At 50.1% G+C, this 12,325-nt stretch carries 14 protein-coding genes and 1 other RNA gene; 6 read left to right on the forward strand and 9 right to left on the reverse strand.

Annotated features, from left to right (window positions below; genetic code table 11):
- Positions 1-5 precede the first annotated feature (5 nt).
- From CBE68_RS09910 to CBE68_RS09920, 3 genes are all read left to right on the forward strand, one after another.
- A non-coding RNA gene (locus CBE68_RS09910) (RtT sRNA) lies at positions 6-121 on the forward strand.
- Between the two features lie 142 nt (positions 122-263).
- On the forward strand, positions 264-1,205 hold the full coding sequence (locus CBE68_RS09915) for a 1-phosphofructokinase family hexose kinase (protein ID WP_158100568.1): 942 nt from the start codon (positions 264-266) through the stop codon (positions 1,203-1,205).
- 88 nt (positions 1,206-1,293) lie between these two features.
- On the forward strand, positions 1,294-1,533 hold the full coding sequence (locus tag CBE68_RS09920) for a YdcH family protein (RefSeq protein WP_087505932.1): 240 nt from the start codon (positions 1,294-1,296) through the stop codon (positions 1,531-1,533).
- 55 nt (positions 1,534-1,588) lie between these two features.
- On the opposite strand, the gene CBE68_RS09925 is transcribed toward CBE68_RS09920, so the two are convergent.
- From CBE68_RS09925 to ureA, 8 genes are all read right to left on the reverse strand, one after another.
- Entirely contained in the window at positions 1,589-2,461 is an 873-nt protein-coding gene (locus CBE68_RS09925; protein ID WP_087505933.1) for a radical SAM protein, read from the reverse strand.
- 180 nt (positions 2,462-2,641) lie between these two features.
- The gene (locus CBE68_RS09930) at positions 2,642-3,187 is read right to left on the reverse strand and encodes a HupE/UreJ family protein (protein ID WP_087505934.1); all 546 of its coding nucleotides are present in this window, start codon (positions 3,185-3,187) and stop codon (positions 2,642-2,644) included.
- A gap of 16 nt (positions 3,188-3,203) precedes the next feature.
- Positions 3,204-3,860: an urease accessory protein UreG gene (gene ureG, locus CBE68_RS09935; protein ID WP_087505935.1), complete on the reverse strand. Its 657-nt coding sequence runs from the start codon at positions 3,858-3,860 to the stop codon at positions 3,204-3,206.
- Between the two features lies 1 nt (position 3,861).
- Entirely contained in the window at positions 3,862-4,524 is a 663-nt protein-coding gene (locus CBE68_RS09940) for an urease accessory protein UreF (RefSeq protein WP_087505936.1), read from the reverse strand.
- A complete protein-coding gene (gene ureE / locus CBE68_RS09945) occupies positions 4,521-5,027 on the reverse strand; it encodes an urease accessory protein UreE (RefSeq protein WP_087505937.1) in 507 nt (168 codons plus the stop codon). Before ureE ends, CBE68_RS09940 begins: the two co-directional genes overlap by 4 nt.
- A gap of 25 nt (positions 5,028-5,052) precedes the next feature.
- Complete coding sequence (ureC, locus tag CBE68_RS09950) at positions 5,053-6,759, reverse strand: urease subunit alpha (RefSeq protein WP_087505938.1); 1,707 nt, start codon at positions 6,757-6,759, stop codon at positions 5,053-5,055.
- Positions 6,756-7,109, reverse strand: a complete 354-nt coding sequence (locus CBE68_RS09955; RefSeq protein ID WP_087505939.1) for an urease subunit beta — start codon at positions 7,107-7,109, stop codon at positions 6,756-6,758. Before CBE68_RS09955 ends, ureC begins: the two co-directional genes overlap by 4 nt.
- A 9-nt stretch (positions 7,110-7,118) precedes the next feature.
- A complete protein-coding gene (gene ureA / locus CBE68_RS09960) occupies positions 7,119-7,421 on the reverse strand; it encodes an urease subunit gamma (RefSeq protein ID WP_087505940.1) in 303 nt (100 codons plus the stop codon).
- Positions 7,422-7,549: 128 nt separating this feature from the next.
- Here ureA and CBE68_RS09965 point away from each other — a divergent pair, with 128 nt between their 5' ends.
- The gene (locus CBE68_RS09965) at positions 7,550-8,341 is read left to right on the forward strand and encodes a PhzF family phenazine biosynthesis protein (protein ID WP_087505941.1); all 792 of its coding nucleotides are present in this window, start codon (positions 7,550-7,552) and stop codon (positions 8,339-8,341) included.
- Between the two features lie 35 nt (positions 8,342-8,376).
- Here the strand turns inward: CBE68_RS09965 and CBE68_RS09970 are convergent, their stop codons facing one another.
- Positions 8,377-8,799: a VOC family protein gene (locus CBE68_RS09970; protein WP_087505942.1), complete on the reverse strand. Its 423-nt coding sequence runs from the start codon at positions 8,797-8,799 to the stop codon at positions 8,377-8,379.
- Positions 8,800-8,943: 144 nt separating this feature from the next.
- On the opposite strand from CBE68_RS09970, the gene CBE68_RS09975 reads away from it, so the two are divergent.
- Positions 8,944-9,561: a helix-turn-helix transcriptional regulator gene (locus CBE68_RS09975; RefSeq protein WP_087506021.1), complete on the forward strand. Its 618-nt coding sequence runs from the start codon at positions 8,944-8,946 to the stop codon at positions 9,559-9,561.
- Positions 9,562-9,741: 180 nt separating this feature from the next.
- Positions 9,742-12,312 carry a nitrite reductase large subunit NirB gene (nirB, locus tag CBE68_RS09980; protein WP_087505943.1) on the forward strand — a complete coding sequence of 857 codons (2,571 nt, stop codon included), beginning with the start codon at positions 9,742-9,744 and terminating at the stop codon, positions 12,310-12,312.
- Positions 12,313-12,325 lie beyond the last annotated feature (13 nt).

Raw genomic sequence — 12,325 nt, forward strand, 5'->3', positions numbered from 1 at the left:
AGCTTGGGAGGGTGAGAAGCCTCGTGGGTTCGAGCCGAGCGCGTAGCGCGAGACAACATCGCCATCGGCGATGGCCCGAAGGGAAGGAGCGAAGCGACGCATAATCCTTCCCTCTCCGCCATTATTCAGAGAGCCCGCGTTAATACGCGGGCTTTTGTCGTTTTAGAGCAATAAAAAATGTTATTTGCTCGAATCAAGCAAGGCAAGAGGCGTTGCTGTAGACTGCATTAAAAATGCATGGAATAAGGAATGGAGCAAGGGCAATGAGGCATGTCATTACCGTTACGCTCAACCCGGCATTAGACCAAACCGGTAACCTTCAGATTCTAAAGCCGGGCGCTGTTAATTTGATTGAGCGGGCAAGCCTTCGTCCAGCGGGTAAGGGCATCAACGTTGCTTGTGTATTAGCTCAGTTGGGACAAAGCGTCATCGTTACAGGATTCCTCGGTTCCGATAACGACAACGATTTTGTCGAGTTATTCAAGCAATGGAAGATGACGGATGCGTTTGTTCGTGTGCCAGGAAACACACGAGTGAATGTCAAACTAGCCGAGTCAAATGGCCGAGTGACCGATGTTAACTTTCCGAGCTTTGAGGTCGCTAAAGCCTATCAAAAAGAGTTAATTGAGCAGCTCACGGAGCTAGTGAACGACAATAGCTTAGTGGTTATTGCTGGCAGCTTGCCGCGCGGTGTAGACCCAGGCTATATCCAACAATTGATTGGTACAGTTAAAGCTAATGGCGGCAAGGTTTATGTCGATACCAGCGGTGCCGCCTTGAAAGCCGCCGTGCTTGCAGAGCCTGATCTATTAAAACCCAATATCGACGAATTTGCAGAGCTAGTTGGTGAATCGGTGAGCAAAACAAATCTCCCAGCTCTGGTGAATTCTGTGTGTGACAGTAGTGTGCAAACCCTCGTTGTGTCGGCCGGTAGAGATGGCCTTTACTCGTTTGGTCCGTTTGGTCAACACCAATGTTTGCCACCAAAGGTTGAGATTGAGAGTACGGTTGGTGCTGGCGACACCTTAGTCGCAGGTTTAAGCCTCGGTTGGTTAACCGACTCAAGTACCGAGAAATGCTTAATCAGGGCAAGTGCATTAGCTGCTTGGGCTGTGACGCAGCATGGGGTTGATGTACCAAGTGCACAGAAGCTAGAGCAACTCATGGCTGAAGTTGAGTTTAAGGCACTCGAGCAAGGCGGTTAGGAGATAACCATTTTGCACGACAACTTCTCCTTTGGCGACTACATTTGAGTTTTTCCCTGATCCTATGGGATGGCTAAGTGGAGGCCACATGTTAGGCGAAGACCATTCATTAGTTCATGAATTTCCTGAGTACTCGGAGCAAATCAATCAACTGAAACAGAATGATCAGGAGTTTGCAGCAGACATGCGGCAATATGATGAACTCGATCGAACAATTCGCAAACTGGAGCTAGCTAACTCGCCGATTGATGATACCGACATGCATCAAATGAAGCATGATCGCTCGGCATTAAAAGATTCACTGTATCGACGTCTCCAACGGGCCTAGGTTACGAGGCTAAACTAGTGGGCTCAAAGTTGAGCCCACATGCGATGTTTAACGCTTACCAAGCGAACGTTTGAATCACGTTCTGCTGGGTGATGGGATTATTCGCTATTTCATGTTCAATCTTGCTTAGAAAAGCGCGCTGATGCATGGGTAGCCAGCCTTTCATTGGCGAAATGTTGTTGCCATGATCGCCCCAATAGTAGGTTTGAAAGTTCAGGTGCTCAAGGAGATACTGCTCCTCTTCCAACACTTGTAGCGAGCTAGGCAAAACAAACTCACCACGCTGCGCTTCTCTCTCCAACTCTGAGCCGGGTTGCAAGGCAATCGCCATTGGCGCAATCTCTTCTGGCTGAGTTAGGTTGAGTATGTCCGTCGTTGCTCTGATGTGCTCTTTCGAGCGCTCTTTGCCCCCCAAACCGAAGATAAACGAAGCCAACATTTTGATCCCAGCTTGTTTCAACATTGCGGCACCCTCAATCACATGTTCGCGTTTGAGGTTCTTCTTTATCTTCTCTAATACGATTGGATCGCCTGATTCCAAACCGGTATAAACCATTGACAAGCCGGCTTTTCGGAATGCCTTGAGGTCATCAATGGATTTACGACGAATATCGTTGTAGCCAGCATAAAGTGCAATATTCTTGAGCTCAGGGAAGGTACTGGTGAGTTTATTCAGTAGCTTCAACAATAGCTCGGAGCGCACTGCCATGACGTTGCCATCGATCAGAAAGATCGACTCAACATGTCGATACTTGGCACGCGCTTCGTCAATGTCGGCAAACACCTCGTTGATGTCACGGACCTTAAAACGTTTGTCGTCAAACATAGTGCAGAAGGTGCACTGATTGTTAGAACAACCCAAAGTCGCCTGAATCAGCAAACTATTGGCTTCGGGCCAAGGGCGATAGATTTTGCCTTGATAATCCATGACTCTCCTCCTTCAGTATTGTGGTCGACATGCGTTGGAGAGCATTCTATTACCTATGACTTGGAAGATAATTGGTGTAAATGGAGAATTAGTTTCAAGGTAATTTAAGTAATCGAGCGAACTGCTTGCATAAAAAAGCCCGCGACTAGCGCGGGCTTTTGGCTGTGATGTAACGAAGTTCTAATTCGTTTGCTGACTGATTTGTTTGCTCCAGACACGAGCTTTGATGACTTGGGCAAAACTAAAGCCAACGCCACAAATCATCATACTGCTGACAGTTGCACCAAGGCCAAACACGACAACAGCGCCACTGGCTTCTGAACCTTGGACAAAGCCATGGGCGGCTCCAAACAGTGCCAAGGCCACGAAGCTTACCGCTTCAAGCAGATGATGTCGGCCAATCGCTAGACCAGCCAAGGGGACCAGTACCACTGAGGCCATCATTAAGTATTCGATGGTAGTTGGCGCGGTAAATAATGACGTGAGCAGCATGCCGCCAACAAAACTCAAAGCAATCATCGATAGTAGCACTTTGCTTTGGCCGTTTGATAAACGAGCGGTAACCACGCCCATCAGCAACATAGTGAGCAGGTGATCGATGCCGGTCAGCGGGTGCAGCAAACCACTGTACCAATGGCTAACGTCATGGTGGCCAGCGTGGGCCAATGCCGCTGGCGATAAAACACAGGTTGTGGCGAGCAGTGCCATGGTGGTTAGTTTTTTCATGATTAATCTGCCTTGATTAGACGGTTTCTGCAGTAGCTGGCTCGACGGCAACGTGGTAGTCACGCTTAGCCAACATGCCTTGCTCAACGATAAAGTCGATAATGGTGGCGACACCGTCACCACGCATGAAATTGGTAAATACGAAAGGTCGCTCGCCGCGCATTTTCTTGGCATCCCGGTCCATTACCTCAAGTGAGGCATTCACCATGGGAGCCAAATCAGTTTTATTAATAATCAGAAGATCGGACTTAGTAATACCCGGGCCGCCTTTACGCGGGATCTTATCCCCTGCACAAACGTCAATGACATAAAGGGTTAAATCAGAAAGCTCTGGGCTGAAGGTGGCACTTAAGTTATCGCCGCCACTTTCGACGAGGACTAATTCAAGCTCGGGATGACGTTCTTGCAGTTCATCAATTGCGGCCAGATTCATCGACGCATCTTCACGAATGGCGGTGTGCGGGCAACCGCCGGTTTCAACCCCCATAATGCGATCGGCTTCCAGCGCTTCGTTGCGAAGCAAAAATTCAGCATCTTCTTTGGTGTAAATGTCATTGGTCACAACGGCGATGTTGTAATGCTGACGCAAGGCTGCACACAGTTGTCGCAGCAATGCTGTTTTACCTGAGCCAACAGGGCCGCCGACTCCGACGCGTAAACATTGGGTGGTCATATTAACTCCTGAATAATCGAGAATATTGGGTTTCATGCCAGGCACTGACCATGGCGAGGTTGGGCAGCGTCATGCCGATTTGCTCATCGGCAACGCCAAGCCCATGCTGGACGCTTGCTTCAATGGCAGGCATCAGCGCGAGTAAGGTTTGTTGTGCTGGGGTTTGTCCCAGTGGAATGGTTTTACAAGCAACGGTGACTTGGTTTTCCAGCCAGCTCCATAACCAGCTGCATAAGCCAGATTCGAGTTCGATATCAAAGTGGGCGAGGGCATAAGCAAACATAGGTAGGTAGCCTAAGCCCTTTGCTTCAGCAGGTAGATTGCAATCTAGGCTGTTGAGCAAACGATGCAGCGTGCTGCCCAGTTGCAGCTCTTCTTTCAATAGCTCTGCGCTATCGCGATTGGCAAGAAGAATCGCTTGCCAGTGCTGAATTGCGCCATAATCTTTGGCCTGCCAAGCTTGATAGCAACGACTCATGAGTGGCACTTCAAGTTGTGACAAGCTGTATTTCAATTGCGGCTCAATCCACTGGATCAAACTCTGCTCGTTGCTCACCCAGCCTAAGTCGACCGCTGTTTCTAAACCTTGGCTGTAGGCGAAAGCCCCAATCGGCAAGCTAGGACTGGATAGATGCAATAGCGATAACAGTTGCTGTTGCTTCATGCGTGTTCATGCTCATGGTGTGCGTGTTCATGGGAGTGACTATGACCATGGTCGTGACCATGACTATGGCCACCTAAGCCTTGAGCATAGGCGCCGTTCTCCGGGTCAAAACCAGCATGAACTGTGGATACGGTTAGGCCCAATAGTTCGACCATTTGTTCCAGCACATGATCAGGCTGAAAGCGCACCCACATCTCGCCTACTTGCAGCGGTGTATGACGGTTGCCTAAGTGATAGCAGGCCTTGGCAAATGTTAGCCAATCGGCCGCTTTCGCTTGGCTCAGTTGTTCTGGCTCAGCTTTGACCAAAAAATTTTCGCCACATTCACTAGTGAGGTAATCACCTTCGCGCAGCACTTCGCCACGGGTAAGAAATACGCCAACTTCTTTACCGGTCACTGTGGCGGCTTTGAACCGGCCGCGTTGGCGGGTTTCAAACGGCAATGAGACAATATCTAGCACTTTGCCATGGCAGTGATCTGATTTACTGATGAGTTTATACATCGATCTGTCCTTTACCTTGCCAGCGTTAAAACAGGCAGTAACGTTGCGCCAGCGGCAGTTCGGTCGCTGGTTCGCAAATGAGTGGCACGCCGTCGGCCTTGACTTCATAGGTTTGGGCATCAACGGTCACTTCTGGCTTGGCGGTGTTGTGGATCATCGCTTCTTTGAATGCCTTGCGGGCACCAATACATGGCACCAAGCGGCGTTTAACGCCAATTTTCTCGGCCAGTCCTTGGTCAATCGAAGCCTGACTCACGAAGTACACTGACGTTTGTGACGCCGATGAACCGAAGCCGCCAAACATATAGCGGTAGTGAACCGGTTGTGGTGTTGGAATCGAGGCATTGGCATCGCCCATCGGCGCCGCGGCGATAAAGCCGCCTTTGATGATGAGTGATGGTTTGATGCCAAAAAATGCTGGCTTCCACAGCACCAGATCGGCCATTTTGCCGGTTTCAATTGAGCCCACCAGATGATCAACGCCATGGGTAATGGCGGGATTAATGGTGTATTTGGCAATGTAACGTTTGGCTCGGAAGTTATCGCAGCCAATGGCTTCATCTTCGGGCAGCAAGCCACGTTGGGTCTTCATTTTATGGGCTGTTTGCCAGGTCCGGCAGATCACTTCACCGACACGGCCCATGGCCTGAGAGTCCGAGGCAATCATCGAAAACGCCCCCATGTCATGGAGGATATCTTCGGCAGCAATGGTTTCTTTGCGAATTCGAGAGTCAGCAAATGCGACATCTTCTGGGATATTTGGATCAAGATGATGGCAAACCATCAGCATATCCAAGTGCTCATCCACCGTGTTGATGGTGTAGGGGCGGGTCGGGTTAGTCGAAGAGGGCAATACGTTGGATTCGCCACAGGCTTTGATAATGTCCGGGGCATGGCCGCCACCAGCCCCTTCGGTGTGGTAAGTATGAATGCAGCGACCTTTAAATGCCGCGAGGGTGTCTTCCACAAAACCCGATTCGTTCAAGGTGTCTGTATGAATCGCCACTTGCACGTCGTACTGCTCGGCAACGGTCAGGCAGTTGTCGATAGCCGCAGGCGTAGTGCCCCAATCTTCGTGCAGTTTCAAACCGCAAGCACCGGCATCAAGCTGCTCAGCTAACGGCTCGGGCAAGCTGGCATTGCCTTTTCCCAAGAAACCAAAGTTCATTGGCAAGTCATCACAGCTTTCAAACATTCGCTGCAAATTCCATGCACCGGGCGTACAGGTGGTAGCATTGGTTCCTGTTGCTGGTCCGGTCCCACCACCGAGCATCGTGGTGGTGCCTGACATCAAGGCTTCTTCCACTTGCTGCGGACAAATAAAGTGAATATGGGAATCGACGCCACCAGCGGTCAGGATTTGTCCTTCACCGGCGATCACCTCCGTGCTGGCGCCAATATGAATATCAACTCCTGGCTGAGTGTCGGCATTACCTGCTTTGCCGATGGCGGCAATCAAACCATCTTTGATGCCCACGTCGGCTTTGATAATGCCCCAATGATCGAGGATCAGCGCATTGGTGATCACGCAGTCCATCACTTCATCGCGGCACTTTTGACCTTGGCCCATGCCATCGCGAATGACTTTACCGCCACCAAATTTTACTTCATCACCGTACTGGGTTTTGTCCTCTTCGACTTGGATCCACAGTTCGGTATCGCCCAAACGTACTCGGTCGCCGGTTGTTGGGCCATACATATCGGCATAAGCTTTTCTGGAAATCTTACTCATTTGCTGTCACCTTGATCGCTGGTCTCGCTTGTGAGCTCGTTGCCATCAAGTGGCCCCATAACTTCGTTGCGAAAACCATAAACGTGGCGCGAGCCGGCAAAGGCGACTAACTCGACTTCGCGGTTTTGGGCGGGCTCAAAACGAACCGCAGTACCCGCCGGAATATTAAGGCGCATGCCGCGGGTTTTACTGCGATTGAATTCCAGTGCTGGGTTGGCCTCGAAGAAGTGATAGTGACTGCCGATTTGAACAGGGCGATCGCCATGGTTGACCACATTTATGGTGATGGTCGGGCGACCAGCATTCAATTCAATGTCATCACCTTGTAATTGATATTCGCCTGGGATCATGGCCAACTCCTATTGAATGGGGTCATGAACGGTGACCAGTTTGGTACCGTCAGGGAAGGTGGCCTCGACCTGAACCTCGTGAATCAGTTCAGCTACGCCGGGCATTAGATCATCATGACTGACAATATGGCGCCCTTCGGCCATTAGCGTCGCGACACTTTTGCCATCACGAGCACCTTCCATGATGGCGGCTGAGATCAATGCGACCGCTTCGGGATAATTGAGTTTGGTGCCACGGGCCAAGCGGCGCTCGGCCAATAGAGCCGCAGTAAAAAGCAGTAATTTGTCTTTGTCTCTTGGGGACAGTTCCATCGTCAGCTCCTAAAACTAAAGCTAACGGATAGGCTATCGGAACTGGTGACAAGAGTAAGTACGCTAATTGACGTAGTTTTAAATTAACTATATGTAATTGTTTGTTATTTCATGACCAAGGAGTGACAGTGAAAATCAGAGTAGACATCGTCGACGCATTTACCAAACAACGTTTCAAAGGCAATTCTGCCGCCGTGGTGATCACCGAAGCTTGGCTCGCTGATGACTTGATGCAAGCGATTGCGGCAGAAAACAACTTGTCCGAGACTGCTTTTTTGGTCCAGTCAGCCGATGGTAGCTATCACATCCGCTGGTTTTCGCCGCTCGCCGAAATCGATTTTTGTGGTCACGCCACGCTGGCCTCTGCTTCGGTGCTGTTCAAACAGCTGCCACAGTGTGATGAACTGACTATGGTTGCAAAGGCTGTAGGGCGGATGACCATTAGTCAAACTGCTGAGGGTTTCATTGAGATGGATTTTCCCAACCGCAAGCCAACAGCTGTGGCTGATATTCCGCAAGCGTTGTTCGACGGGTTGTCGATTCAACCGGCGCAGGTGCTGTTAAACAATCAAGCTTACTTTGCTGTTTACGATAGCGAGGCGGATGTTCGTGCCGTGGTTGCCGATTCTGAACAGCTGAAAAAACTGGCGCCATACGATGTGGTGGTGACTGCTGCTAGTGAGCAATACGACTTTGTCTCGCGCTATTTTTGGCCAGCCAATGGCGGTGACGAAGATCCAGTGACGGGCTCGATTCATACCGGCTTAGCACCTTACTGGGCCGAGCGACTGAGCAAGCAGCAACTTCATGCCTATCAGGCATCGCAGCGAGGGGGCGAGCTTTATTGTCGAGTCGATAATGATCGGGTGTTTATCTCTGGTGGCGCGGTGCACTATCTGCAAGGTTACATTGAAGTGTAATGGGCCGCCCCGTGTTGAAAGCGGGGCGCTCGTTGTCACTCCGCATAGCTATTTCTTAATGCTGGGACATCGGTAAGGTACTCAACAAACTCCACTTCAAACCCTGCAGGATCTAAGAAATAAACATTGTTGCGATATGGGCTATCGGCACCATCTTTGGCTATTTCGTAGCCTGCCGTTTCTAGTCTGCCGATCACTTCGTTTAAGTTGCTGACTTCAAAGGCAAAGTGAGCGAGCCCGGTTGAGGTGGTGGTCAAGTCCCGATTCTCGCCAATACTCGGCGAATTAAAGGTGATGTAATTGTAATCATCGCCAAAGTGGCACCAATATCTTGGCTTGCCATACCAATCTCCGTTTCCCTCGCCGCGCATCGACCAGTGCGGAAAAGCGGCTTGATAAAACGCCAATACCGATTGGATATCTGGAACAAATAGGTTGATATGTTCTAAACGCATCATGTTGGTTCTCCTTGCTCTCCACTTGTAAGTGATAAGTTATTTAATAAAGCATTTTCTTTATTAAACTAGCAGGCAATTTAAATATGTAAACCTTTTTCTTTATTAATTATGTTGAGAGAGCCATAATGAGCTCAGGAGGGGATGATGAAAACCACTGAAGAAATTGTTAACTTGCTGAAAACCAATGGCCCTATGACAGCCCAAGCCATTGCTGATGTGTTGAATATGACTAGCATGGGCGCTCGTCAGCACTTGCTGCAGCTTGAGCAAAGTGGCGATCTGGGCCACGAAGATCGCAAGGCCAAGCGCGGGCGGCCAACTCGCTATTGGTTTTTATCATCGAATGACCATCCGCAATTTGCCGATCGCCACAATGAACTCACTCTCCAACTCATCGACTCGGTCAAAGAAGTCTTTGGTGAAGAAGGGCTATCAAAGCTTATCGAAAGTCGTGAGAAATCGACTGAGCAACTCTATCAACAGCAATTAGCTGCTATCGCAGATTTAACACAACGGGTAGAAAAGCTGGCTGAAATACGAACGACCGAAGGCTACATGGCAACCGTGGAAGAACAAGACGGTGCCGTTTGGTTGCTAGAAAACCATTGCCCGATTTGCGCTGCAGCGACTGCTTGTCAGGGCTTCTGCCGCTCAGAGCTCGAGTTATTTCAATCACTGTTTAGCAAGCTTGCAGAGGTTTCTCGTCAAGAGCATATCGTCACTGGAGCGAGGCGCTGCGCCTATCGCTTTTTACCCCGCTGATCTTGAAGGCCTCCGAGGAATTCACCTAAACCGCGATTGTTCTAACTAATCAACTTTTTTCAACTTATTGAATTGTTGCATTTGATTTGTATTTTATTTGTTGCATTTGATATGCATCAAATAAATATTTGGTCATGCCAATCACAATGCGCTCAGTTTTTAGCAGTTTTAGGAAGTTGTATGAGCAAGTTGAAGCTGGTCGTGATCGGTAACGGCATGGTTGGTCACCGTTACATTGAAGACCTGGTGGAAAAAACAGAACTGGCCCAGATTGAGCTGACAGTGTTCTGTGAAGAGCCGCGAGTCGCCTATGACCGCGTGCATCTGTCGTCGTATTTTTCCCACCACACGGCCGATGAGCTTTCGCTTGTGAAAGAAGGCTTCTATGACAAGCATGGCGTCACCATGCTGGTTGGCGAGCGGGCGATTAACGTTAACCGAGATAAACGTATTGTTTATTCCAGCACAGGCAGGGAAGTGCAGTATGACAAGCTGATCATGGCCACGGGTTCATATCCATTTGTCCCTCCCATCAAAGGTCGTGAAAGCAAAGATTGCTTTGTTTACCGCACCATCGAAGATCTCAAAGCCATTGAAGCATGTGCCAAGCACAGCAAAGTTGGTGTTGTTGTCGGTGGTGGCTTGTTGGGATTGGAAGCCGCTGGTGCGCTAAAAGCTCTCGGTGTTGAAACCCACGTCGTTGAGTTCGCGCCGAAACTGATGGCTGAGCAGCTTGATTTAGCGGGCGGCAATCAGCTGCGACAAAAAATTGAAAGCATGGGCGTTCATGTCCATACCAGCAAAAATACCCTTGAAATTGCGCCGCAAGGCATTACGTCTCGCAATGTCATGCGATTTGCCGATAGCACCGAGTTAGAGACCGATTTCATCGTGTTCTCCGCCGGGATTCGGCCACAAGATAAGCTCGCTCGGGAGATGAACTTAACCACTGGCGCGCGTGGCGGTATCGCCATTAACGACTACTGCCAAACATCCGATCCGGATATCTATGCCATCGGCGAGTGTGCCTCGTGGAACGATATGTTTTATGGCTTAGTTGCGCCGGGCTACAAGATGGCCACAGTGGCTGTTGACCACCTGCTCCATGGTCATCAACTGCCAGCCGAAAGCCAATTCGCCGGTGCAGATATGTCAGCCAAGCTTAAGCTTCTCGGCGTTAAAGTTGGCTCTATCGGTGATGCCAATGGCCGCACGCCGAATTGCAAGAGCTACGTTTATCAGAATGAAGAGTTAGACGTCTACAAACGCTTAATCGTCTCCGCTGACAACAAAAAGCTGCTTGGCGCAGTGATGGTTGGTGATACCTCCGACTACGGTGATTTGTTGCAGCTGATGCTCAATGAAATCGACCTGCCAGAGCATCCAGATACGTTAATTCTGCCAGCCCATACCGGTGCAGAAAAACCAACTTTAGGTGCTGACGCGCTGCCTGAATCGGCAGTGATTTGCTCATGCTTTGATGTCACCAAGGGCAAAATTGCCACTGCGGTGGCCGACGGTCATCACACCGTGGCTGAGGTCAAAGCTGCGACGGGCGCAGGCACGGGCTGTGGTGGTTGTATTCCGCTGGTCACTTCAGTGTTGAATGCCGAGCTGGCTAAAGCCGGTGTTGAAGTGAAGAACGATGTCTGTGAGCACTTTGCCTACTCGCGACAAGAGCTATTCCACCTGATCCGCATTGAAGAAATCAAAACCTTTGATGAGCTGCTTGCCAAGCATGGCAGCGGTTATGGCTGTGAAGTATGTAAGCCGCTGGTGGGCTCTATTTTGGCGTCATGCTGGGGTGAGCACATTCTCAAGCCTGAGTTGGTCAAATTGCACGATACCAATGACAACTTCCTCGGCAACATTCAAAAAGATGGCACCTATTCGGTTATTCCGCGGATGGCCGGTGGTGAAGTGACTCCGCAAGCATTGGCAGCACTCGCTGAAGTGGCAGCCGAATACAGCTTGTACACCAAAATAACTGGCGCCCAGCGCATTGGTTTGTTTGGCGCGCAAAAAGATGACTTGCCAGCCATTTGGAAAAAACTCATTGCCGCAGGCTATGAAACCGGCCAAGCCTATGCCAAAGCGCTGCGGATGGCGAAAACGTGTGTCGGCTCCACTTGGTGCCGTTACGGCGTGCAAGACTCGGTTGGCCTTGGGGTGATGATTGAAAATCGCTACAAGGGTATTCGCACCCCGCACAAAATGAAATTTGGTGTGTCCGGTTGTACTCGCGAGTGCGCTGAAGCCCAAGGTAAAGATTTGGGCATTATTGCCACCGACGCCGGTTGGAACATGTACGTGTGTGGTAATGGTGGTATGAAGCCGCGCCATGCCGATTTGTTGGCCAGCGACCTCGATAAAGAAACCCTCATCAAGTACATCGACCGTTTCATGATGTTCTACATTCGCACCGCCGCACCATTACAGCGTACCTCTGTGTGGTTGGAAAACTTAGAAGGTGGCGTTAATTACCTGCGTGAAGTCATCGTTGACGACAAGCTCGGTATCAATGACCAACTCGAAGCCGATGTTGCCAAACTGGTTGCGGAATACCGCTGCGAGTGGACCGATACCATTGACAACCCGCAGCAGCTCAAGCGTTTTGCTCATTTCATCAACTCAGATGAGCGTGATGCCAATGTGGTGTTTGTCCCTGAGCGTGCACAGCATCGCCCTGCCACCTTTAGTGAAAAGAACCCGCAAGTGGAGGGTGACATCCTCCACGTCGCAGCCGAGTAATTGGGAGAAGTAC

Source organism: Neiella marina, from assembly GCF_002165625.1.
Taxonomy (GTDB): domain Bacteria; phylum Pseudomonadota; class Gammaproteobacteria; order Enterobacterales; family Neiellaceae; genus Neiella; species Neiella marina.